Origin of the sequence: Streptococcus sp. HMSC065C01 (genome assembly GCF_001813525.1) — a bacterium.
Classification (GTDB): Bacteria; Bacillota; Bacilli; order Lactobacillales; family Streptococcaceae; genus Streptococcus; species Streptococcus parasanguinis_V.
In genome coordinates, this window is sequence record NZ_KV812859.1 from 23,795 (window position 1) to 46,563 (window position 22,769).

Annotated in this window: 22 protein-coding genes and 1 tRNA gene; 3 read left to right on the top strand and 20 right to left on the bottom strand. The window is 42.6% G+C overall.

Annotated features, from left to right (window positions below; genetic code table 11):
- Nucleotides 1-28: 28 nt before the first annotated feature.
- The 6 genes from HMPREF2918_RS08730 to HMPREF2918_RS08755 form a co-directional block, all read right to left on the bottom strand.
- Complete coding sequence (locus HMPREF2918_RS08730) at nt 29-427, bottom strand: diacylglycerol kinase family protein (protein ID WP_003005463.1); 399 nt, start codon at nt 425-427, stop codon at nt 29-31.
- Nucleotides 408-905 carry an rRNA maturation RNase YbeY gene (gene ybeY / locus HMPREF2918_RS08735; RefSeq protein WP_003005431.1) on the bottom strand — a complete coding sequence of 166 codons (498 nt, stop codon included), beginning with the start codon at nt 903-905 and terminating at the stop codon, nt 408-410. The genes HMPREF2918_RS08730 and ybeY overlap by 20 nt, the downstream gene beginning before the upstream one ends.
- 96 nt (nt 906-1,001) lie before the next feature.
- A complete protein-coding gene (gene tetB(46) / locus HMPREF2918_RS08740; RefSeq protein ID WP_070595263.1) occupies nt 1,002-2,738 on the bottom strand; it encodes a tetracycline efflux ABC transporter Tet(46) subunit B in 1,737 nt (578 codons plus the stop codon).
- Between the two features lies 1 nt (nt 2,739).
- Nucleotides 2,740-4,464, bottom strand: coding sequence for a tetracycline efflux ABC transporter Tet(46) subunit A (gene tetA(46), locus HMPREF2918_RS08745; protein WP_070595265.1), 1,725 nt, complete (start codon nt 4,462-4,464; stop codon nt 2,740-2,742).
- Nucleotides 4,465-4,857: 393 nt separating this feature from the next.
- A tRNA-Thr gene (locus HMPREF2918_RS08750) sits at nt 4,858-4,930 on the bottom strand.
- A 50-nt stretch (nt 4,931-4,980) separates the two neighbouring features.
- Entirely contained in the window at nt 4,981-5,550 is a 570-nt protein-coding gene (locus HMPREF2918_RS08755; RefSeq protein ID WP_070595267.1) for a GNAT family N-acetyltransferase, read from the bottom strand.
- Nucleotides 5,551-5,750: 200 nt separating this feature from the next.
- On the opposite strand from HMPREF2918_RS08755, the gene ald reads away from it, so the two are divergent.
- A complete protein-coding gene (ald, locus tag HMPREF2918_RS08760; RefSeq protein ID WP_070595269.1) occupies nt 5,751-6,863 on the top strand; it encodes an alanine dehydrogenase in 1,113 nt (370 codons plus the stop codon).
- A 257-nt stretch (nt 6,864-7,120) separates the two neighbouring features.
- On the opposite strand, the gene HMPREF2918_RS08765 is transcribed toward ald, so the two are convergent.
- The 7 genes from HMPREF2918_RS08765 to rplK all read right to left on the bottom strand — a co-directional run bounded on the left by HMPREF2918_RS08765 (nt 7,121) and on the right by rplK (nt 12,063).
- Nucleotides 7,121-8,119 carry a PhoH family protein gene (locus tag HMPREF2918_RS08765; protein ID WP_049496004.1) on the bottom strand — a complete coding sequence of 333 codons (999 nt, stop codon included), beginning with the start codon at nt 8,117-8,119 and terminating at the stop codon, nt 7,121-7,123.
- A 79-nt stretch (nt 8,120-8,198) separates the two neighbouring features.
- Complete coding sequence (locus HMPREF2918_RS08770; RefSeq protein ID WP_003005127.1) at nt 8,199-8,414, bottom strand: YozE family protein; 216 nt, start codon at nt 8,412-8,414, stop codon at nt 8,199-8,201.
- A 10-nt stretch (nt 8,415-8,424) separates the two neighbouring features.
- Nucleotides 8,425-9,279 (bottom strand): RNA-binding virulence regulatory protein CvfB, encoded by an 855-nt coding sequence (gene cvfB / locus HMPREF2918_RS08775; RefSeq protein WP_049490840.1) that lies wholly within the window; start codon nt 9,277-9,279, stop codon nt 8,425-8,427.
- 99 nt (nt 9,280-9,378) lie between these two features.
- Nucleotides 9,379-9,936: a ribosome recycling factor gene (gene frr / locus HMPREF2918_RS08780; protein ID WP_023918770.1), complete on the bottom strand. Its 558-nt coding sequence runs from the start codon at nt 9,934-9,936 to the stop codon at nt 9,379-9,381.
- Nucleotides 9,937-9,955: 19 nt separating this feature from the next.
- On the bottom strand, nt 9,956-10,687 hold the full coding sequence (gene pyrH, locus HMPREF2918_RS08785; RefSeq protein WP_003005706.1) for a UMP kinase: 732 nt from the start codon (nt 10,685-10,687) through the stop codon (nt 9,956-9,958).
- A gap of 163 nt (nt 10,688-10,850) precedes the next feature.
- Nucleotides 10,851-11,540, bottom strand: a complete 690-nt coding sequence (gene rplA, locus HMPREF2918_RS08790) for a 50S ribosomal protein L1 (RefSeq protein ID WP_003005355.1) — start codon at nt 11,538-11,540, stop codon at nt 10,851-10,853.
- 97 nt (nt 11,541-11,637) lie between these two features.
- Nucleotides 11,638-12,063: a 50S ribosomal protein L11 gene (rplK, locus tag HMPREF2918_RS08795; RefSeq protein ID WP_003005369.1), complete on the bottom strand. Its 426-nt coding sequence runs from the start codon at nt 12,061-12,063 to the stop codon at nt 11,638-11,640.
- Nucleotides 12,064-12,223: 160 nt separating this feature from the next.
- On the opposite strand from rplK, the gene HMPREF2918_RS08800 reads away from it, so the two are divergent.
- Nucleotides 12,224-12,568, top strand: a complete 345-nt coding sequence (locus HMPREF2918_RS08800) for a DUF3397 family protein (RefSeq protein WP_070595271.1) — start codon at nt 12,224-12,226, stop codon at nt 12,566-12,568.
- Between the two features lie 94 nt (nt 12,569-12,662).
- On the opposite strand, the gene HMPREF2918_RS08805 is transcribed toward HMPREF2918_RS08800, so the two are convergent.
- A complete protein-coding gene (locus HMPREF2918_RS08805; RefSeq protein ID WP_070595273.1) occupies nt 12,663-14,249 on the bottom strand; it encodes an ATP-binding cassette domain-containing protein in 1,587 nt (528 codons plus the stop codon).
- An 81-nt stretch (nt 14,250-14,330) separates the two neighbouring features.
- On the opposite strand from HMPREF2918_RS08805, the gene HMPREF2918_RS08810 reads away from it, so the two are divergent.
- A complete protein-coding gene (locus HMPREF2918_RS08810) occupies nt 14,331-15,179 on the top strand; it encodes a helix-turn-helix domain-containing protein (protein WP_070595275.1) in 849 nt (282 codons plus the stop codon).
- Between the two features lie 49 nt (nt 15,180-15,228).
- On the opposite strand, the gene HMPREF2918_RS08815 is transcribed toward HMPREF2918_RS08810, so the two are convergent.
- From HMPREF2918_RS08815 to HMPREF2918_RS08840, 6 genes are all read right to left on the bottom strand, one after another.
- Nucleotides 15,229-17,547 (bottom strand): HAD-IC family P-type ATPase, encoded by a 2,319-nt coding sequence (locus HMPREF2918_RS08815; protein WP_070595276.1) that lies wholly within the window; start codon nt 17,545-17,547, stop codon nt 15,229-15,231.
- Between the two features lie 8 nt (nt 17,548-17,555).
- Complete coding sequence (locus tag HMPREF2918_RS08820) at nt 17,556-17,942, bottom strand: SMU1112c/YaeR family gloxylase I-like metalloprotein (RefSeq protein WP_070595278.1); 387 nt, start codon at nt 17,940-17,942, stop codon at nt 17,556-17,558.
- A gap of 66 nt (nt 17,943-18,008) precedes the next feature.
- Entirely contained in the window at nt 18,009-20,369 is a 2,361-nt protein-coding gene (locus HMPREF2918_RS08825; protein WP_070595281.1) for a DNA translocase FtsK, read from the bottom strand.
- A gap of 118 nt (nt 20,370-20,487) precedes the next feature.
- Nucleotides 20,488-21,237, bottom strand: a complete 750-nt coding sequence (locus HMPREF2918_RS08830; RefSeq protein WP_049474320.1) for a hypothetical protein — start codon at nt 21,235-21,237, stop codon at nt 20,488-20,490.
- Nucleotides 21,238-21,362: 125 nt separating this feature from the next.
- On the bottom strand, nt 21,363-21,752 hold the full coding sequence (locus tag HMPREF2918_RS08835) for a hypothetical protein (RefSeq protein ID WP_070595283.1): 390 nt from the start codon (nt 21,750-21,752) through the stop codon (nt 21,363-21,365).
- 63 nt (nt 21,753-21,815) lie between these two features.
- Complete coding sequence (locus HMPREF2918_RS08840) at nt 21,816-22,580, bottom strand: hypothetical protein (protein WP_070595285.1); 765 nt, start codon at nt 22,578-22,580, stop codon at nt 21,816-21,818.
- Nucleotides 22,581-22,769 lie beyond the last annotated feature (189 nt).

A 22,769-nucleotide genomic window follows, 5' to 3' on the forward strand; every position in this document is an offset into this window, starting at 1 on the left:
TTATCCTTTCACGAGGGCATACTCCCTCTTATCCAAATACCAAGGCCCAGAATTTGGGCACAAAAATCACCAGTCCTGTTAGTAGGGCAAAGCCTGATACGACGAGGACTGCTCCAGCTGCCATGTCTTTGGCATTCTTTGCCAACATGGAGAAATGGTAGTTACTAGCTAAATCCACCACATTTTCAATGGCTGAATTCATAATCTCAAAAGCAATCACCAAGGTGATGCTGAGCAACAAAAAGAGCCACTCTGTCGCAGAAATCCTAAATACCAAACCAGCAAGAATTGCTACAAGGGCTGATAAGGCATGCTTGCGCATATTGCGCTCTTCTTTGATCGACGTGAAAATTCCTGTTATCGCAAACTCCAGGCTTGAAGTGAAGTCCCGATTTTTCCATTTTCGCTTATTGTCTTGTGAGTCCATAGGCTGTCAAAATCTCTTCCTGTAAGCCAAACATTTCCTTTTCTTCTTCCGGCGTATAGTGATCATAGCCATTGATGTGAAGAAAACCATGTACTGCCAAAAATCCCATTTCGCGCTCAAAGCTGTGGCCATATTCTTCGGCTTGCTCACGCGCTTTGTCAATTGAAATAAAGAGCTCACCAATATAGGTATCGAATTCTGCCATCATCTCTGCCAATTCTGGATTTTCTGCAAGGTCTTCCTCATCAAAAGAAATCTCCATCTCTGGCTTGTATTCTAAACTGATGACATCCGTCGGACGATCCGTATCACGGTATTCAAGATTTAGTTCATGACTGCGTTCATTGGTTACAAAAGTCACAGCCATTTCCTTGTCTTCTTTCCCAATTTTTTGAGCAGCAAATTCTAAAATTTCTTGCGTTTGTTTTAAGATTTCGTCAGAGACTTGACCAGTCTCATCTACCATTTCAATATACATCTGGATCACCTCACTATTATCACTTCATTATAGCATAAAACCAGCCTATATACTAGATACAGGCTGGTTTTCAATCTTTTTCTTTGCAGGACAATCTTACACCACTGTTTGCTGGATGGCATTCATCTGGGCATAAATCCCGCCTTGTGCAACCAGTTCCTCGTGTCTACCACGTTCCACAATGCGTCCTTCAGATAAGACTAAGATCTGATCCGCATCTTGAATAGTGGACAAGCGATGGGCAATGATAAAGGTGGTCCGGCCCTTTTGCAGGACTGCCATAGCCTTCTGGATGATTTCTTCTGTTTCCGTATCGATGTGAGAGGTTGCCTCATCCAAAATCAGAATTTGCGGATTCATATAGAGCGTCCGCGCAAAGGATATCAATTGGCGCTCACCACTTGAAAAGGCGGATCCTTTTTCTACGACTGGATGGTCGATTCCCTTTTCAAGGCGCTCTACAAAGAGCCAAGCCCCGACTTTTTTCAAGGCATCTTGGACCGCCTCCCGATCAATGTGATCCTGACTCATTGCCACATTACTAGCAATGGTCCCTGTAAATAGATAAGGATCCTGCAGGACAATCCCCATGTGGCTTCGTAGGCTCTCACGAGAGACTTGGCGAATATCTTGACCATCGATCAAAATCGCTCCTTCTTGAGGATCATAAAAACGATAGAGTAGATTCATAATCGAAGACTTACCTGATCCAGTATGGCCCACAAGAGCGATGGTTTGACCTGGACTAGCCTGAAAGGCAATATCTCTCAGAACTGGCTTGCCTTCTTCATAGGCAAATTGAACATCGTCAAACACGACTTGAGCTTTTTCTATCTTCAGTTCCGATGCACCATCGTCTTCTAACGGTTGATCTAAGAAAGCAAGGACGCGGCTCCCCGTTTCTAAGGATCGCCGAATATTCGGAAATTGACGACTGAGATTGGCCATGAGATCAAATAGATTAATCACATAGTTAATATTGATAAATAAGAAACCAGCCGTCACACCGATATTACCCTCTAGGAAAGAAATCCCAGCGATAGTCAAAATGCCTGCAATCACTAAAAACTTGAGCAATTCCGTCAAGGTCCAAGAAGCGATAGAATCAGCCAGGAGGATTCGATCATTGGCTCCTAACATCTTCTGGGTAGTGGCTTCAAACTCCTCCACCACACCAGGCTCTTGATGATAGAGTTGAATCATACTGGCACCATGCAAGAGTTCATTGACCTGGGTATTGACCTCGCTTCTCGCATCAAAGAAATCCTTCATAGGCTGGTCCGTCATGACCTTGTAGAGATACTGGATCCCATAAAAAATCGGAAAGACCAAACACAAGAGAAGACCCATCATAGGACTCAGGTAAAAGAGAATCCCTAGGATAAAGAGAAAGCGTACCAAATAGATGACTAAAATCATACAAGAGTTATAAAACTGGGTCCGCAAGGTCTCCGTATCATTGACAATTCTTGTCGCGATCTTCCCAGCCGGCTTATCATCAAAATAAGAAATAGGCAGCCCTTGCATGACTTGAAAGGCTTGGTCTCTCAGACTAGCGGTTACTTGATTACTTCCGTGTAGCAAGATCCGATTGCCCATGTAGCTAATCAGCTGTCCTAGGCTCAAGACCAAGAGATAGAATCCCCCCATCTGAAGCAAGTCACCTTGCCCACCACCATGGGTCAGTGCGGTCAAAGGCCCATCGATTATCTTTTGGAGAAGAAAGGGAGACAATTCAGAAAAAATGGTGGCTAGTAAGAGGCAAATAAAGCCAGCAAGAAAGACAGTTGGATAAAGCGTGATCCTAGATAATAATCGTTTCAAAACTTTCATCTTATTCTCCTTCCTGTTTTTGTTGCCGTTGGTATTGTTCATAATACCAGCCCTCTTGAGCTAATAAATCACTAGCCCTGCCTTCTTCTACAATTTGCCCTTGATCCAAGACGATGATCCAATCAGCCTGATGAACAGCCGACAAGCGATGGGAAACAATGATGGTCGTCTTGTCTTTTCGTTCTTTTTGAATCGTGTCAATAATGGCCTGTTCAGTCTTCGCATCCACCGCCGAAAGGGAATCATCTAACAGCAAGAGCTCAGCATCTCTTAAGAAGGCACGCGCCAAAGAGATCCGTTGTTTTTGACCACCTGATACAGAGACCCCTTTCTCACCGATCAGGGTGTCCATTCCCTGAGACATCCGCTCGAGATCATCCGCAAAAGCAGCTTGGGCTACTGCTTCCACCAAGTCATCTTGGCTGGCTCCTTTTTTACCAAGCGCTATATTCTCACGGATAGACTTGGAGAATAAAATATGTTCTTGGGAAACATAGCCAATTTTTTCTTCGATGGAGTGTCGGTTGTAGTCCACGATCGGTTGCTGGTTGACCAAAAACTCTCCCTCACCAACTGGGTACTGCCGCAAGAATTGTCGAACCAGGGTAGTCTTTCCTGCTCCGGTACGACCAACAATCCCAACCGTCTGTCCTTTCTGGATGGTCCAATCAATGCCTGACAGGCTCTTTCGCTCAGCACCAGGATAGCTGAAAGAATAGTCCTTAAACTGCACCAAATCAATCTGCTCTAAGTAGTGAGGACCATCTGGCTCCAGATCATCCGTTTCATCAATCACTTCTTTTAATTTTTTATAGGACATTTGACCTGTCTGGTAGACCAAGATCAGGTCCGCCATCATCCACATAGGCTCAATTAAAAAGACCAAATACAGCTGTAAAGCCAATAACTTACCAAGGCTCAACTGCCCGCTTGCCAGGGACTGGCCTCCAAATAGCAGGAGCAAGACTGTCGAGAATCCAATAAACAAAAGGGCTAAAGGTCCAAAAGAATACTGGATAGAGGCAATTTTGTCCCCTGTTTTGGATAGACTGGCTGTTTTTTTCTGAAACTGTTTGACCTGCTGGTCCCGTCTACTATAGGCCCGCATGACCCGGATCCCTTCGATCGACTCCAAGACCTCATCGTTCAACTGAGCGACTGCTTCCCGGTTTTGCTCAACATACTCCTCCTGCTTTCTACTCAAAAAATAGGTAGAGACGACGAGGAAGATCATGGGAATAAAGGAAATCAAGGTTAATTGCCAAGAAATGAAAAACATGGTCGGAATAATAAAGGCAAACAAGCCACCGCCAAACAGGAGCACCATCATCCCGTAACCAGCCATATCAGCCATGCCATCCACATCTGTCGTGAACCGCGTCAAAAGATCCCCTGAACGGAATTTCTCAAAAAAGGGACGCCGCATAGCTACTAGCTTACGAAACGCTTGACCCTGAAGGGTCGCCTTGAAATGGACTGACGACTGAAAGAGTCGCAACTGCCAATAAAAAGCCGTCAAATAATTGAGGATGGCTGACCCTACCAATAGGACCATATCCCATACAAAGTTCGATTGCGTCAGCGTCTGCTGACTCAAATGATCCACTAAACGCTGGATAACTTGCGTCGGGATCAATAAGGTGTAATCATAAAGAATCAGGACCATAGCGATCTTCACATATCGCCACTTGCGCTCCCTGATATACTCCCAAATAGCTCTGATCATATATTCTCCTTTTCAAAATGGCACAGAAAAAACCCAAGCAAGGAGCTGAGTACGTGCTCAGTCCACACTTGGGCCTTCTGATGCCTATCACCAATTCAGTTAAGGCAGGTAAAAATGCATACAAAAAACCCAAGACAAACTCCTCCATCTTGGGTTCCATTTATAGTTTACATCGAACTCAACTGAGATTGGAGAAGCTGTGTATTCAATTGTGTCATCAAAACATCTACTTTGTTCATGATGGTTTTCTCCTTTCTCTTTGTTGTTCTAACTTTACCACGGATTTCCTTGCTTGTCAACGTTTTTTTGAAAATTGTTGAAAAAACCGGACTTTTAAAGATGGACTCGCAAAAAAAGAAGCCTAGATCTTCTCTAAGCTTCTCTCTTCTGATATGCTAGTTGCCGGGATTGAACCGGCGACCTCATCCTTACCATGGATGCGCTCTACCGACTGAGCTAAACCAGCAGTACCTATCTACTATATCATGGAGATAGGCCTTTTGTCAATATCCTGACTCATTTTTCTGACAAATATTCTTCCTTAGTGAGGACATAATGAACTCTCGTCACCATTCTCCCTTCTTCATGCAGGTCTAGCATCGCGTAGGTCTCCTCGTGAGAATATTTCATCCCTGATTTGGCCATCACCCGTCCAGAAGCTGGGTTGTCCTGATCATGAACAGCAATTAGCTTGTTCATCCCTAACTGTTCAAAAGCCAAGGCAATGACTGCCTTGGTAGCCTCTGTCGCAAGACCCTGGTTCCAATAGTCCTTATTCAGAACATAGCCGATACTCCCCTTCTTCAGACAAAGATCCAAATCCAGTAAATCAATCGTCCCGATAAATTTTCCATTCTCTTTGAGCTCGATCCCCCATCTTCCAAGTGGGCTCGCTAGGTAAAAGAGGGCAATATTATTACGCGTCTCTTCTAGACTTTGATTGGTTGGAAAAGTGTAGCGCGTAACTGTTTCATCAGAAGCATACTCAAACATAGCCGGTGCATCTTCAAGAGTGACCGGACGCAAGTGCAAGCGCTCAGTCTCTATTTCTAGATAAGCCGCTAACTTCACATATAAATTTTCCATTTGACACTCCTTCTTTAGGGATTAGTTTAGCAAATAACCTAAAGGAAGGCAAGCTCAAATTTTTCTTGCTTTTTAACCCACTTTTCTATACAATAAAATCAATCAAAACAATCAGATAAGGAGTGAAAAGGTCATTGAGTCAAGAGAGCAATCTCACACCAATGGCCTTTTTACACCTAAATCTGAGCAAGGAGGCAAAAATGCTCATTGGAATTCCTAAAGAAATTAAAAACAACGAAAATCGGGTCGGTTTGACACCTGCAGGTGTACAAAGCTTGGTGAAGAAAGGTCATCACGTTTTGGTAGAAACAAATGCTGGACTTGGTTCTGGCTTTGCGGATGAAGATTACACGAAGCAAGGGGCAACCATCGTTGCAACTGCTGCAGAAGCTTGGGCAGCTGAGATGGTGGTCAAAGTCAAAGAACCCCTCGCTGAAGAATATGGCTTCCTTCGCGAAGACCTCTTGCTCTTCACTTACTTGCATATGGCTGCTGCTCCAGAATTAGCGGACGCAATGGTCTCAGCTAAAACAACAGGGGTGGCCTACGAAACGGTGCGTGACCTTGATGGACAATTACCACTCTTGGTGCCAATGAGTGAGGTTGCTGGACGGATGGCTGTGCAAATCGGTGCTCACTTCCTGACCAAACAAGAAGGTGGATCAGGAGTCCTCCTAGGTGGGGTGCCAGGTGTTCCCAAAGGGAAAGTTACCATCATCGGTGGTGGGGTCGTTGGAACCCATGCTGCTCGTATCGCCCTTGGACTCGGTGCCCAAGTGACCATCTTAGATATCAGCGCTAAACGTTTGGCTGTTCTAGAAGATGTCTTTGGTCATCAAATCCAAACCCTTATGTCCAACCCATTTAACATTGAAGCCAGTGTCCGTGATGCCGATGTTGTCATCGGAGCTGTCTTGATTCCTGGGGCTAAAGCTCCTAAATTAGTGACAGACGATATAGTCAAACAAATGCGTCCCGGTTCTGTCATCGTCGATGTGGCCGTTGACCAAGGTGGGGTTATTGAAACAGCAGACCGTGTCACAACGCATACGGAGCCAGTTTACGAAAAACATGGCGTGCTCCACTATGCCGTTGCCAATATCCCAGGGGCTGTCGCTCGTACCTCTACTATCGCCCTTACCAATGTGACCCTTCCTTATGTTGAATCCCTAGCTAACAATGGTTTTCACAAGGCAATTGACCTCGACGAAGGCCTACGCCAAGGGGTCACTACTTACCAAGGCCATATCACAAGCCAACCAGTTGCTACTGGTTTAGAGCGTGACTTCACACCAATTGATGAATTGGTTTAAACTATCATATATTTAAAGAATTACCATCGAAAAAACAAGTTATTTTGAGTTTTTTAAATCATCTTTAGAGACTTTCCGCCGTGAGAAAAGTGCTTGAAACAATTTAGTTTCGAGCACTCGGAATAATTGAGACCTTAGGCTCAATTATTAGTCATGGAACTTCGAAGAAGTTCGCTGACGTCCGTTCTCACCTAAGGAAAGGCCAGGAGATGATTTTATCGTCAATTTAAGGCAAAGATCCGAAGATCTTTGCCTTTTTATTCTGCTTCTTCTTCCACATCCGGTTTTTCTTTGAGCACTGGATTTGGGATTGGCTCGTAGGCCCGGATAATCTCTGCTACTACTGGATGACGAACGACATCCTTGGCAGAGAAATGCACAAAGTCAATTTGAGAAATGTTCTTCAATTTCTCCTGAGCATCAATCAAGCCGGATTTAACATTTCGCGGAAGGTCAATCTGGCTAGTATCTCCATTGACAATCATCTTAGAGTTAAAACCAAGACGGGTCAAAAACATCTTCATCTGCATGATGGTGGTATTTTGCGCTTCATCGAGGATGACAAAGGCATCGTCCAAGGTCCGTCCCCGCATATAAGCCAAAGGCGCAATCTCGATAATCTCCCGCTCCATCATCCGAGTTGTTTGGTCTTTCCCTAAAATCTGGTAAAGAGCATCATAGACCGGTCGTAGATAAGGGTCTACTTTTTCTTTAAGATCCCCTGGTAGGAAACCAAGGCTCTCTCCAGCTTCTACAGCAGGACGCGTCAAAATGATCCGCTTGACCTGACCACGCTTGAGGGCAGTCACAGCCAAAGTCACTGCTAGGAAGGTTTTCCCAGTCCCCGCTGGTCCAATCCCAAAAGTGACATCATGGTTCTTGACACTATCGACATAGATCTTTTGACCAAGCGTTTTAACCCGAATGGGCTTGCCGTAACTATCCTTGATAATCTCTTCTTCATAGAGAGCGATGAACTTATCCAATTCACCATTTCTCACCATGGTAATGGCGGTCACCACATCTGGCGTACCAATGGTCATACCACGGTTAACGAGGACCAAAAGAGCCTGGATGACTTGACGAACCTGCTCGCAGGTTTCTTCTTCCCCAATGATTTGGACGATTTCTGTCCGGGCATGAATAGTTACCCCAAATTCTTGCTCCATCAAACGGAGATGGCGTTCGTTAGATCCAAACAAATGAAAGAGATCGTCTGGATGCGTTAATGTAATTTCAACTGAATGTTCTTGCAAATAAAGAACCTCTCTACCTGTATTTTTCTATTATTATAACAAAGAGGCCGAGAAAAAACCATCCTCGACCTATCCTTCTCTAGTGGGCTTGGTATTCTTCCCAAATCGCATCAAAATCGCCAAGATTAAAGGAAAAGCTGGCATGCTCTTCTAGATAGCGACTGACCTCGTCGAAGTCATCTGTATGCTTGGGAAAAGCAGACTCGTGAAATGCAAGATCTGCTAGAATGGCCTTAGGAGCATTGCTTTTAGGATTGCGCTCCGTCATCAGCCAAGTATAAAACGATTTTCGCATAAGCCTCCTCTTAGATCAACTCTGTTCCAAATTGGTCTTGCTTGATTTTTTTCGCCTTCATCAAACCACCCAAAGCCTTTTTGAACTGACCTTTTGAAATCCCAAAAGTTGCCTTGATCTCTTCTGGAGAGGACTTATCATTCAGGGTCATAAAGCCTCCATTGGCTTCCAAATAGGTCAAAATCATTTGAGCATCGTTTTCCAACATCTCAAAGGAGCGTGGCTTCAAAGATAGATTCAAGGTCCGGTCCACCTCACGAAAACCAATAACACGAGCATTTAAGACCTCTCCCAAACGAGGTTCTGCATAGCGCTCACTTGGGTGGATAAAGCCCAGCATATTGTTCTCTGGAAGGTAAACAAAGGTTCCAGACAATTTCAAGCGGTAGACAATGGCTGGCCAGTTTTGGTTTTGCATATTGTTGTAGGCTGGACGAGCCAAACGCTGGAAATCTTCCTGGTAGGCTAAGATCCCCCAAATCCGATCTTTCTTATCGACTTCTAAACGAATATAGAGACGATCGCCCTTTTTAGGCCATAGATCTTTGATCTCCGGTAGGATATCTAGTGAGACAACAATCTGCTTATCTGGAAGCCCTGTGTCCACAAAGACTCCCAAATCCTTGCGCACTTCCGTGACCGTTCCCCAGCCAAAGCTTTCTTGAGTTGCAGTGACTTCAAGTGTCGTGAGTCGGAGCTTTTGCTTCATATCCGTATAGGCAAAGCCCTTGACACTTTCTCCGACTTTGTGTGGGCCTTCTGCTTTATCAAGCGCGTAGGTCTGGCCATCTTTTTGAACAAAATAGAAGTGATCATTTTCATCGATGACCATTCCCATGATGTAGCTTGCTAGATTCGTATTCATGTTTCCTTCTTTCCTCTTGCCTCTTCACAAGAATAATGGAAATAAAACCCAGCCAGCAGTGCCAACTGAGTCTTTCTTTCCTGTAATGGTTGGGATGGATTAAACTTCCATCAATTCTTTTTCTTTGTGCGCTGTCATTTCATCTACATGCTTAACAGCATCATCCGTAACTTTTTGGATCTCTTTTTCAAGACCTTTCAATTCATCTTCTGTGATCTCTTTTGCTTTTTCTTGTTTCTTCGCTTCATCCATAGCATCACGACGGATGTTACGGATCGCTACTTTAGCATTTTCACCCACTTTTTTCACTTCTTTTGCCAATTCACGACGAGTTTCTTCAGTCAAAGCTGGGATAACCAAGCGGATAACAGATCCATCGTTGGCTGGAGTGATACCAAGGTCAGAAGCATTGATGCTGTGCTCGATGTCTTTCAAAGATGATTTATCAAATGGTGTGATCAACAAGACACGCGCTTCTGGAATGGTGATAGATGCCAATTGGTTCAATGGTGTCTCTACTCCGTAGTATTCTACGAAAATACGATCCAAAAGACTTGCATTTGCACGTCCAGCACGGATGCTACCAAATTCACGTCCCAAACTTTGGTGAGACTGGGTCATTCTTTCTTTTGCTTTTTCTACGATTGGGTTTGCCATAATCTTCCTCTATTTTCTATTATTTTTCTACGTTATTCGATACGGTTGTACCGATATTTTCACCAAAGACAACGCGTTTGATATTGCCTGGTTCATTCATATTAAAGACAACCAAGTCAATGTCGTTGTCCATGGAGAGAGTAGAGGCTGTTGAGTCCATGATGCGAAGACCTTTGTTGATCACATCACGGTGAGTCAATTCCTCAAATTTCACAGCTGAAGCATCTTTTTTCGGATCGGCATTGTAAACACCATCGACCCCATTTTTGGCCATGAGAATGGCATCTGCTTCAATCTCAGCTGCACGAAGGGCTGCAGTTGTATCTGTTGAGAAGTAAGGAGAACCGATCCCTGCACCAAAGATCACGATCCGATCTTTTTCAAGGTGACGAAGGGCACGACCACGGATATATGGTTCTGCAACTTGTTGCATGGCAATCGCTGTTTGAACACGTGTATCCACGCCAACTTGTTGAAGCGAATCAGCCATCACAAGAGCGTTCATGACAGTACCGAGCATACCTGTGTAGTCTGCTTGGACACGATCCATCCCTGCTTCAGCAGCAGGTTCTCCACGCCAAAGGTTTCCCCCTCCAATCACCAAGGCAATTTCAATTCCAAGTTCATGAACTTCCTTGATTTCTTGGGCCATATTTTGGACAGTTTTGATATCGATTCCGACACCACGTTCGCCGGCAAGAGCCTCACCAGATAGCTTGATTAAGATACGTTTATACTTAGGTTCTACCATTTTCTCTCTCCTTTTTTGATCTGTATTATTTTACCATAAATTACGCTTTTTATATAGTCATATCCATCAAAATTTTCTTTTTTCCATCCGATTAGTTTTACCAACTGTAGCAAATAAAAATTGAGTACAAAAAAAGCTACCCGAAGGCAGCTTTTCATTTCAATTAAAGTGAGTTAACATCCACTTTGATACCAGGACCTTGAGTTGTAGTCAAAGTCAAGCTAGTTACGTAAGTACCTTTAGCTGTAGCTGGTTTTGCTTTTTGGATTGTGTCGTTGAAAGCTTTAAAGTTTTCAACCAATTTAGTATCATCGAATGAAACTTTACCGATGATCGCTTGAACGATACCTGCTTTATCAGCACGGTAAGTGATTTTACCACCTTTAGACTCTTCAACTGCTTTCGCAACATCCATTGTTACTGTACCAGTTTTAGGGTTTGGCATCAAGTTACGTGGTCCAAGGACACGTCCAAGACGTCCAACAAGAGCCATCATATCAGGTGTAGCGATAACAACGTCGAAGTCCAACCAACCATCGTTGATTTTCGCAACAAGGTCATCTTCACCTACGAAGTCTGCACCAGCAGCTTTTGCTTCTTCAGCTTTTGCACCACGTGCAAATACAAGTACGCGAGCTGTTTTACCAGTTCCGTTTGGCAATACCATTGCACCACGGATTTGTTGGTCAGCTTTTTTCACGTCGATGTTCAAGTTGTAAGCAACTTCTACAGTTGCGTCAAATTTTGCAAAGTTAGTTTCTTTTGCAAGAGCTACAGCTTCTTCTACGCTGTATACTTTTGTGCTGTCGATTTTTTCAAGAGCAGCACGAAGTTGTTTGCTTTTTTTAGCCATTTTATCTTTCTCCTTGTAATGTGGTCATATCGATTTTCATCTCCCACGTCACTCGTCATTTGATCAAGTGTATTGCGGGCAAATAGGATTGTTACAATTAGTCAGTAACAGTGAATCCCATAGAACGAGCAGTACCTTCGATCATACGCATTGCAGACTCAATGTTTGCAGCGTTCAAATCTGGCATCTTAGTTTCAGCGATTTGTTGTACTTGTGCACGAGTTACAGTTGCAACTTTCGTTTTGTTCGGTGTACCTGAACCTTTTTCAACACCTGCAGCTTTTTTCAAAAGAACAGCAGCTGGTGGTGTTTTTGTAACGAAATCGAATGATTTGTCTTCATAAACAGTGATAACAACTGGGATGATCATACCAGCTTGATCAGCTGTACGAGCGTTAAACTCTTTAGTGAATCCCATGATGTTGATACCTGCTTGACCAAGCGCTGGACCAACCGGTGGAGCTGGAGTAGCTTTACCAGCAGGGATTTGCAATTTTACAAGTTTTTCGACTTTTTTAGCCATTTCTTAAATCCTCCTTTGTGGTTTTGGCGGTAATTACAGATTTTTACCTCCCACAAGTATGCTTTGTGCATACCTTTCTATTATACACGATTTCTCTTTTTTTGCAAGAAAAAATTAAAATATAGTAAACTTTTTTTTCGTTTTATGATAGAATGAAGCTATGTTAATCAAAGTTGCTTCTGTATTATTTATTTTTTTAACGCTGATTCTGAGCGGCATCATTGTTCACCTCTTTAAACTCCAAAAAAGAGGATGGCGATCCACCGATATTGCCTTTCCTTTATTTGCCTTGGAGTACTACCTGATTTCAGACAGTGCCTTTTACCACAGCCTCTTACCACTGCTAGCCTTGAGCCTTTCGCTTTTGGCCTTGGGGCTAACGGTTTATTTCTTAAAAAAGAAAAAGAGTTTTTATTATCCGAAATTTATCAAATACTTCTGGCGCGCTGGTTTTCTGATCACCTTCTTGCTCTATCTGATCCTAACCGTTAGTTTATTTATCTAATATTGAAAAAGATACCATCTTGCTTCATTTCAAGGTGGTATCTTTTTTTGACCAACTACGACGATTCGAATGAACTAGGAAGTATTTGCCTTTGTCAATGATTCATTTTTATAATTTTATGATCGACAATCTGATAAATAGCATCGTAATCTTCTTTCTGGTATTTATGAGCTATTTCTATCAAGGTACACTTTTGTTGAGACAATATTTTTCGAATCTCTCTTGCATTTGTTTCATCCAATGCTGCTGTCACCTCATCGGCTAATAAAATGGGTTTTGGTCGGAGAATACACCGTGCAATTTCTAATTTCATCATTTGTCCTCCAGATAAATTCTGTGGATCTATTTGATACTCTAAATCACCAGCTAATTCGTCCCAAAGATGAACAGATTCTAAAGCTTTTTGAAGTTGGTCGTCTGAAAACTCCTGAAATAGAGTCAAATTTTCTTTTACAGTCCCCTTAAATAGATAAGGTTTTTGATGAATGAGATTGACCCTGTCGTAAGAAGGATAACAAGATTTTCCTTTTCTATCTATCAATTCAATACTTCCACTATATTTCTTATCTTCTCCACATAATAAGTGAAACAGGGAAGTTTTACCACTGCCACTGGCACCCGTGAGAAGTACTTTCTGACAAGCAGCAATTGTCAGGTTTGTATTTCTAAAGATCAAATGATCTCCAAATGTCTTCGTTAAATCATCGATCTGAATACTGAGCTTTTCTGTCAAAGGTTCTAAAATGGTTGTCGTCTCATTCACTTCAGGCATTTTCAAAATCGATACAACTTTCTTTTTGACAACCGTTGATCCTTGCAAATTAGATGTCATTTCTAATAATTGTTGCAAAGGGGAGATTAAATTCATAGAAGCCGTCATCATGGCGATGAGTGTTGTCAGTGACAAGGTCGTAGAAGGAAGAAGCAATAAACCCGTTAACAAGGGGCCAATCAATCCTAATCCTTTTAAGGGACCCGTCCAAAACATGACTAAATTGTGAGTCGTATAGTAGGTATATTGTTGATGCTCCGTTTCACTAATTTCTTTCAGAACATGCTGTGAAAATTCTGTTCCCGCTTGATTGCTTTGGATGGTTTGGATTCCTTTGCTGAAATCGGTGATACTGGATAAACTTTTCTTTCTTGCCTTACTTAGCTCTTCCCCACGTTTTTGTAGGAGTTTGTTAAATACAAACTGAGGAATGATCATCAAGAAGCCACCTATTGTAAAGAGACAACCTATAAAAAAGTTCTGCATGATGAGATAGACTATAGATGCTAGAATGGATAAGCCAAATACTGGATAAATGAGCATAGGAGTCAAAAATTCTTGCCAAAACATCGGAATATCCTGTGTTAAAAATGAGTTTAACTCCGCCTCTGTATACTCTAATTTTTTTAGATGAAAGTAGGTTAACGTTCTCTCCGAAATCAATATATTGAATTCTTTGATGATCGATCGAACTAGAAGATTATCGATATACATACAAGCATAGATCAATACAAATAGAGCAATTCCTCCTATACCAAAGACAAGTAAAGCTCCCTTATCTCGCGGATTAATTTCACCTGCAAACTGAATAATAAACGATAACAAAAGCCCTTGAAGTGAGTACAAAACAGCAAATAGAACATACAACATCAATTTCCATTTAGATAAATTTTTTAAAATTATTTGCATCTTTTTTCTCCTTTCCCTTTTTATAGATATAGTATATAATATAAAAAAATAGTATATAAAAAATTACGGAAATCCGAACAAATGGACATTAGAGAAAAATTTAAATTGATTCGAAAACAAAGAAAAATCTCCTTAAGAGAACTTGGGAATATCGCTGGTTCTGCTTCGAGTATTTCTGATTTTGAAAATGGAAAAACCAATCTATCCAATGATATATTGCTTCAATTATTGGGGTACATGATTGTGGAGATTAATGAGATCTTTGATTGGAGTGATTTCCATAGTGCTGAGTTTTTAACCTTGAAAAAACGAATGGACGAGGCAATGGAAAACTCGGATTGGGTATCTCTTCTTCAAATTAAAAATGATTTTCAAGAATTAGCAATCTCAAAGCATCAATACATTTATCACATCCTCTCCCTCGTTTTAGAGATTATCATTGCAGAAAAACAACACAAAACCGTTTCACAGCAGGCAATAAATGAACTGACGGATTACTTTTTTTCATTAGATTATTGGACCAATCTTGACATTGGGTTAATGGGAAGTGTGGTCTCCTATTTCACAACTGAAGCTATTGTTCTCTTTACGGATACAATTTTGGAAAATACACCAGACAAACTTAAAAACAATCTGGACCGAATCAAAATCGATACGATTTTAAATTTAGTATCTGTCTTAATCAGTAGAAAAGAAAAAAGTGCTAGCAAACAACTGCTAACACTTCTATTTGCAAAACAATTCCCTAGCTATTTTGCATTTCAAAAATTATACTTACTAGAATTAAAGGCCATCTATCAAAGCATTTGGGAAGATCCAAAGCAAGGGAGATCTCTCCATGATGATGTTATCCATTCGGTTTCATTGTTACTTTCAAAAGCTCAAGCACAAGAGTGGGATGCCTATTTCATAGAACTAACTGAACAGTAAAAATATCGTCATCCAATCGAAACTATTTTATCTGTTTTGCTCTTTTCTTTTATTTCTTCCGATGAAAGAACCAGCCCACCAACTTCTTGAAAACTTGAATCAAGATGAGAGAAAGAACGGCCATGATGGCGCAGATAAGCAGCGTTTGAAGTCTCAAGGGGCTCATGTTAAAGAATCTACCTAGGATACTACTTGAAACCAGGAAAGCTAGGATATTTCCTAGAAGAACCAGTCTCTTGTAGTGATTGAGAGGCTGGGATTCTTGGTAGATGATGGTAAATCCAACAAAGGCCATCAAGCAGATGGCTGCACTCGAGAGTTCTTCTGACCTCATGCCAAATGTTGAAGAGAGCAATACCAGACTGAAGATCAGTATAAAATCCGTCAAGGCAGCAGGTAGCGCATTTTTAAAGACTGTTTCGATAAAGCGCCCTTTGATGCGCTCGCTATTGGGCTCAAGCGCTAAAAAGAATCCTGGAATCCCAATCGTAAAGCCACTGATCAAAGACATCTGCGACGGCATGATGGGATAGGTAAAGGCTAAGAGCGTCACTGAGATAGCCAACAAAATGGAAAAGATATTCTTGATCAAAAAGAGACTGGCTGATCGTTGAATATTATTGACTACCCGCCGCCCTTCTGCCACGATGGACGGCATCTTTCCAAAGTCGGAATCTAGCAAGACCACTTGCGCCATCTTTTTGGTCGCATCATTTCCAGATTCCATCGCAATACTACAATCCGCTGTTTTGAGGGCCAGAATATCGTTGACGCCATCTCCGGTCATGGCGACTTTATGCCCCTTTGCCTGCAAGCCTTCGACAAGGCTTTTCTTTTGCTCTGGTGTCACCCGACCAAAGACCGTATATTGGCTCGCTGCTTGGTGCAAGTCTTCTTCCGTCAGTAAGCTTCTGGCATCGATCAGATTTTCTGCTCCTTCAATGCCTGCTTTTTGTGCAATAGCTGAGACCGTAGCTGGGTTGTCCCCTGAAATGACCTTAATGGTCACTCCTTGTTGTTTAAAGTAGGCGAAGGTTTCTTTGGCATTTTTTCTCAAAGGATTGGAGAGAATGATCCAGGCCACCAAGTCTACAGGAGCCTCTAAAGTCTCTCCCAGGTGTTCTCCCTTATATTTCCCAAAGGCCAAGACCCGATTGCCTGCCTGAGTAGCAGGAGCTATCTCTTGTTCAAGCTCAGAGAAGCCCTCTCGTAAAACAAATTCTGGTGCCCCTAATACATAGATCCCAGATTCAAAGGCAATGGCCCCATATTTTTTCTTGGACGTAAAGGGCTGAATGTCGAGAGCCTTCCATGGCTGGCTGACTGGTGTCTTGTGAAATTTTCGGATGGCATCCATGGTATCGTTTTGATCCATACTAGCCTCTACATACTGAGCTAGAGTTTCCAAGTCTTGAGCGTCTTTAACTGGACGAATCTCTGTCACTTCCATACCTGGCTCTGTAATAGTCCCTGTCTTATCGACACAAAGGACATCCACGCGCGATAAGGTCTCAATCCCCTTCATGCTATTGAGCAGAACCTTTTCCTTGGCTAATCTGACAGCCCCCAGAGCCAGTGCCAAGGTCATCAAGAGATACAAGCCTTCTGGAATCATCCCGATCAAGGCCCCGACTGTTGAAGTCACACTGAGCTTGAGGCTATCGCCTAGGCTGATATAGCTACGAAGAAAAAGGAGCGAGCCTAGCGGAATGATAAGGAGACCAATGATCCCCACGATTCGGTTGACCGCATGGACCATATCGGACTCCTCATGAGACTTGACTTGCTTGGCTTCCAAGCTCAATTGGTTGATGTAGGAGTCGTTCCCAACTTTTTCCAGTCGCGCTAAACCTTGACCAGCGATCACAAAACTACCTGACATGAGTGCGTCTTGTGCTCCTTTTTTGACCTCATCGGCTTCACCGGTCAATTGCGACTCATCGACTTTTAGCTCGCCATCCAGCAAAACCCCGTCCGCATAGATCTGATCTCCAGCTTGAAAGCGAACCAAATCACCCTCCACCAGCTGATCGATAGGTAGAGCGACTTCTTTTTCTTCGCGAAGAACGATCGCCTCACTCATATGTAGAAATTGCATCTGACGCAAGATACGTCTAGAGCGGACTTCCTGCACAATTCCTACCAAGGAGTTGACCACGACGACCGGGACAAACAAGAGATTGTTCCAAGACTTCACTGCTACCAGCAAGACCGCTAAAACCAGAAAAATCAGATTAAAGTAGGTAAAGACATTGTCTCGAATGATCTGCCCTACACTTTTTTCTGTCTTGATCGTGACCTTATTTTGCTTGCCCTCTTGGATCTTTTTTGCTACTTCTTCCTGACTGAGTCCTTCTAATCTATCCATTGCTTTCCTCACTCATGTATTTCCAAGGGCAATCCTTCTGGATCAAAGAAAAATGCCATCTTCTTACCATCAAAGTCATCATGGCGAAGGCCTGTACTCTCAATACCTAGCTGATCCAATTTAGCTAGATAGGTCTCTACATCGTCCACTTTAAAGGCCAGATGACGCAGTCCCGCATGCTCAGGCAAGGGGAACTTCGGACGTTCTGGGGCCGTCGATTTGATAAAGAGTTCTAAAGTCAGCTGGCCCTGACGGAGATTGATCAAGATATCTCCGCGTTCGGGACGGTCATACTCACTGACAATCGCAAAGCCCAACTGGTCCACATAAAAATGCAACATAGCATCGCGATCCCGTCCAATGATGGCAATATGATGAATCGTGTCTAACTTCATCTGGTCCTACTTTCTATTTTCTATAAAAAGAAAAGGGAGTGGGACAAGCGCCCTTTTTCCCTATCCTTATGATTGTTGCAATACTTTTCGAGGCTTGGTCCCTTCAGCTGGTCCAATCACACCTGCTGCTTCCAACTCTTCCATGAGGCGAGTCGCCCGGTTAAAACCAACCGATAAGCGACGCTGGATCATCGAAGCACTGGCTTTTTGGGTCTCGATGACGAGCGCTTTGGCCTCTTCAAAGAGAGGATCACCCTCGTCTGAGCCACCCATACCTCCATCAAAGTCTGACTCCGATACTTCTCCTGGATCAAAGGCATCATCATAATCGGCTTCTGCCTGCTCTTTGACAAAGTTGACAATCCGCTCCACATCGTCATCTGAGATAAAGGATCCTTGTAGACGGATTGGATGATTTTCATCAATCGGTTTAAAGAGCATGTCTCCGCGACCGAGCAATTTCTCTGCTCCATTTTCATCCAAGATGGTCCGTGAGTCGGTCCCAGATGATACCGCAAAAGCGACACGGGAAGGCACATTGGCCTTGATCAAACCTGAGATAACGTCAACCGATGGCCGTTGGGTCGCGAGAATCATGTGGATCCCCGCTGCACGCGCCTTTTGTCCAAGGCGGATAATGGCATCTTCCACTTCTTTACTTGCGACCATCATCAAGTCTGCCAACTCATCGACAATGACCACGATCAATGGAAGGGGTACTTGCTTCATCTCAGACTGGGCATTGTACTCAGCCACCTTGGCATTAAAGCCAGCAATATTGCGAGCACCCACTTTCGAGAAGAGCTCGTACCGATTTTCCATCTCATCAACGACCTTCTGCAGGGCCCGACTGGCCTTACGTGGGTTGGTCACCACTGGAATCAAGAGGTGAGGAATATCATTGTAGACAGAAAGCTCCACCATCTTTGGATCGACCATCATAAACTTGACTTCGTCCGGACGAGCCTTCATCAAGATACTCGAAATAATCCCATTGACCGCTACTGACTTACCAGATCCAGTAGAACCCGCTACCAAGAGGTGGGGCATCCGAGCCAAATCAAAGGTTCGTGCCGAGCCATCTACAGCCTTCCCAAGAGGAATCTCAAGGAGTTTAGCTGGATCTGTTTTGGACTGCTCCCACAATTCACGGAAGGAAACGGTCGCAATCTCTGAGTTGGGCACTTCAATCCCGACCAGAGACTTCCCTGGAATCGGTGCTTCAATCCGCACATCCTTGGCAGCTAGAGCCAAGGCCAAATCATCTGCTAGGTTCGAAATGCGGTTGACCCGCACACCGACAGCTGGCTTGACTTCATATTTGGTAACAGAAGGACCGATTTCTGCCCGCTCCACAGTCGCCTTGATATTGAAGCTTGCAAAGGTTTCTTCCAAAATGCGGATATTCTGACGAACGATGTTTTTCTCTTTAGATTGATTTTTCGGCTTGTCAGGTGCGAAGAGATCAATGGTTGGAAGCTTGTACTGGAGGAGTTCCTTAGGTGTGAAATCCACTTGAACTTCTTCCCCATCGTCCTCGAATTCTTCAGCTTCCGGAAGCTCTTCGTATGCTTCAGGCTCTTCAGGCCATTCTTGATCTGGCAGGTAGATCTCTGGTGTTGCTGGTGTGAAAATTTCGGCTTCTGGGAAGGTCTCTGTGAACGGCTCTTCCGCCAGAACCTCTCCCGTTTCAGGGTCTACAGGATGCCCTTCCATTGAAAGGGGAGTTGGAAGAACTGCACTTGCTTCTTCTTGCTCTCTTTCAGCTGCAGCAGCTTCCTCAGCAGCTCTCGCTTCCTTTTCAAGGAATTTCTGCTCGCGACGTTCTTTGCGTTTTTCCATAGAAGCGTGGAAGGCTTCCGATCCCTTTTCAAACAAATCATAGATGGAGTAAGGACTCATCAAGAGGATCCCCAATCCAATAAAGAGAAGGCCAATAAAATAAGAGCCAATATTTGAAAACAGGAAGGAAATCGGAGCATAAAGTAGAGCACCGATCATACCACCACCAGCAAAACTCTCCACTCGCAGATGAATCAGGTCTGCCATGATTCTTGAAAAGGTGACCTTGATTCCATTATTGTCTAAATGAAGGGAGGATACAAAGAAGGCCTGAAACATCAAGAGAAGTCCAGCAAAGAAGCTTAGGAATCCTGAAATAACCCCTTCGTGTTTGTCCAGCCATTTAAAGGCATAGAGGTAGAAAAAGGTCGCTAAAATAGCCAAGTAAGCCAAACTCCCAACAAAGAGTCGGATTAAGTTGTAGGCCAAGACCCCTACTGCTCCCAATTTCAAGGCCGCAAAGACTAAAACCAGACTAATCAGAATGGTCACAATCATGCGGTGAATTGCTTTTTTTCTTTCTAATTCTGCTTTGGACAGTCGTCTCGTCGACCGTGTTTTTTTTGATTGATTATTGTTTGCCATAACCTTTATTATACCACATTTCTAAACTAGTTCTCTAGTAAAATCCTTTCCTCAATTTTTCAAAAAAAAGTAAAAAAACAGCACCCAGTGGGCACTGTTTCTATAAGTTTTTCTTAAGCTAAACTTTTGTTAAAATATCATATTTTTCTTTGTATTGTTCGTAGTACAAAAATAGGTAGTAACCCCCTACTATTTCTAAAAAGAAGACATAAAGAGCGACAGCCATAATAGCGGGACAGAATGGCATTAAGATGGCATCAATGCTCCCTCTTACATTTGTATGATTTGAACGATCAAACAATACCAAACCCGCTGTAACTCCACTTCCTCCCCAGATCAATAATTGATCTGTTATTTTTTCTGTTGCTAGGGCAGCCAAGGAAGCATAGGGTTTTCTTTCTTCAACCGCAGCCTTTATCTTTTTCGGGACCGTCCTAAAGAGATATATCACAACAACTATCGTTAATCCTGCTGATAAAAAACCGAGAAGTTTTCTGCAAAAAATCCCAATTAATACAAATCCTAATTCCATAAATAGTAATAGAAGGTACATATAACAATAAGTGAGATATTTCAAGATCATTTTTTTCTTTCGATATTTAAACGAATAGAAAATGTAGACCAAATAAAATGAAAGTAGAACAAACAAAAGAGGTAAATTTAACCATTGATAGGCAACATCCCCATCTCCATCTAATCTTATTCCCTTAAAGACTGCTGGAAGAAGGATATAAAGTAGATAGACTATTGCAGAAAATAAAGGCATACCAATAAATCTTTTCCAATTTCCCTTATCGTTAAAGCGGCTAATAATGGTCTCATTTACGAAGGATTGACTTTCTTCAAATGAGTAAGTAAAAAGTTTCATGTTTCCCCCTTTTAGATTCAATCTGTCACTTACTAGTCCTGACTATCACTCGTAGGCACTTCAATAGCAGGCACATCGATTACATTATTGACTTGGATATTATCTTGTTGATCCTTCAGATTTGTCTACTGGACTTGTGGTTTAAATGACGAAGCAAATCCTACTCCAATTACCAATAAACTCGCTCCAATGACGCAAAGTCTCTTGACATGCCAAGCCATCGGCAAGGGAATTTTCGCTCGAATCCCTGAATTCTTGACCCAATCCGGGTGGTCTCGCATGACACGATTTGCTGCCATCAGAGGCATCAGGTAGCCAAAGAGCGCAATGACCGTTGTCAAACCAATAACCCGAAAACGATTCTGATTGGACGGAGAAACATGGTTCACTTCCATCAGGACCATGCCCGTAATAACCAAAATAATGACCAGCAATAGTCCCAAAGATCTCCATAGACCTTCTCTGCGGTAACATTTCAATTCATCAAACGACATCTCGTTAAAATTCTTATTCATTTTTTAATAATTCCTTGTGTTTGTTCAGGCTCTTTCAATTAATCTCTATTTTGATTGGAGGATTTACAGATGACTGCCTTCATCCTTCAAGTATTGCTTAGCCTTTCGAACGATATAGAGCAACTCATCTTCTGAGACTAACTTGCGAAAGAGATCATTGGCTCTGTGCTGATCGCCTTTAAGAGTAGCATTCAAGGCTTGGTAGTAGATAATTTCCAACTGCTGGTACTTGAAATCATTGCTTAAATCTTCGAAATAGTCATTACTTTGGTGCGCAATGGTTAAATCATAAAGGGCAAGACAGACCTTTCTTGTTTTCTCAGCCAGTGTCGGGTCTGTGATAGTCAATTCATTCAACCTACCCTCCAGTTCTCCTCTAGACAAATCAGGATCTGTCAGGACAGTTGATCGCATGAGATAACTTTCAAAAAAGTTTTTATATTTCTGCGGATAATCCGTCCGACTAAGTGCTTCCCTAGCTTCTTTTATGACAGTATCAAAATCTCCCATCATAAAAGAATAGGCAACCGATGTCAGCTTAATATCTATCTGTGAAATAGCTTTTTTCACATTCTTGTTCAACTGAAGGTATTGCTGCCAAAAAGCTAAATCTAAGTCTACACGGAGCAAGGTGTTGCACTTGTTGGTGTAGCTTTTCTTGAGCAATTGGATGAATAAAATCAAGCATGCAATAACCAATAAAACGCCAGCAGTCTGAAGAAGATTATCCCTGACCACTAATCCAATGCAAAAGATCAGAAGCATTGCTAACAAGCCTGCAGATCTAATATAGAGTCTATAGTTTTTGCGTAGAGTTTTATAATCCAATTTGTAGCCTCCTATTCATGATACGGTTTTTGAGGGAATTCGTTCATTTTCAAACAAATTAACATATCTCCCATCATACCGAATTTTCCATCTATACGCAACTTCCTTCTTAATTAGTGATTTATCAAATGTTATCGGTCTTGAAACAACCTCAGAAAATAGAGAATCCCGTCCAGATTTGAAAGTATC

Bases quoted from the DNA above. Each gene is read 5' to 3' on its own strand.
- HMPREF2918_RS08805 (WP_070595273.1), bottom strand. From the start codon at position 14,249: ATGCAAATAATTTTAAAAAATTTATCTAAATGGAAATTGATGTTGTAT.
- cvfB (WP_049490840.1), bottom strand. From the start codon at position 9,279: ATGAATACGAATCTAGCAAGCTACATCATGGGAATGGTCATCGATGAA.
- rplA (WP_003005355.1), bottom strand. From the start codon at position 11,540: ATGGCTAAAAAAAGCAAACAACTTCGTGCTGCTCTTGAAAAAATCGAC.
- ybeY (WP_003005431.1), bottom strand. From the start codon at position 905: ATGTATATTGAAATGGTAGATGAGACTGGTCAAGTCTCTGACGAAATC.
- HMPREF2918_RS08825 (WP_070595281.1), bottom strand. From the start codon at position 20,369: ATGGCAAACAATAATCAATCAAAAAAAACACGGTCGACGAGACGACTG.
- HMPREF2918_RS08770 (WP_003005127.1), bottom strand. From the start codon at position 8,414: ATGCGAAAATCGTTTTATACTTGGCTGATGACGGAGCGCAATCCTAAA.
- HMPREF2918_RS08800 (WP_070595271.1), top strand. From the start codon at position 12,224: ATGTTAATCAAAGTTGCTTCTGTATTATTTATTTTTTTAACGCTGATT.
- HMPREF2918_RS08755 (WP_070595267.1), bottom strand. From the start codon at position 5,550: ATGGAAAATTTATATGTGAAGTTAGCGGCTTATCTAGAAATAGAGACT.
- rplK (WP_003005369.1), bottom strand. From the start codon at position 12,063: ATGGCTAAAAAAGTCGAAAAACTTGTAAAATTGCAAATCCCTGCTGGT.
- HMPREF2918_RS08730 (WP_003005463.1), bottom strand. From the start codon at position 427: ATGGACTCACAAGACAATAAGCGAAAATGGAAAAATCGGGACTTCACT.
- HMPREF2918_RS08835 (WP_070595283.1), bottom strand. From the start codon at position 21,752: ATGAATAAGAATTTTAACGAGATGTCGTTTGATGAATTGAAATGTTAC.
- frr (WP_023918770.1), bottom strand. From the start codon at position 9,936: ATGGCAAACCCAATCGTAGAAAAAGCAAAAGAAAGAATGACCCAGTCT.
- HMPREF2918_RS08815 (WP_070595276.1), bottom strand. From the start codon at position 17,547: ATGGATAGATTAGAAGGACTCAGTCAGGAAGAAGTAGCAAAAAAGATC.
- HMPREF2918_RS08810 (WP_070595275.1), top strand. From the start codon at position 14,331: ATGGACATTAGAGAAAAATTTAAATTGATTCGAAAACAAAGAAAAATC.
- HMPREF2918_RS08820 (WP_070595278.1), bottom strand. From the start codon at position 17,942: ATGAAGTTAGACACGATTCATCATATTGCCATCATTGGACGGGATCGC.
- HMPREF2918_RS08830 (WP_049474320.1), bottom strand. From the start codon at position 21,237: ATGAAACTTTTTACTTACTCATTTGAAGAAAGTCAATCCTTCGTAAAT.
- ald (WP_070595269.1), top strand. From the start codon at position 5,751: ATGCTCATTGGAATTCCTAAAGAAATTAAAAACAACGAAAATCGGGTC.
- pyrH (WP_003005706.1), bottom strand. From the start codon at position 10,687: ATGGTAGAACCTAAGTATAAACGTATCTTAATCAAGCTATCTGGTGAG.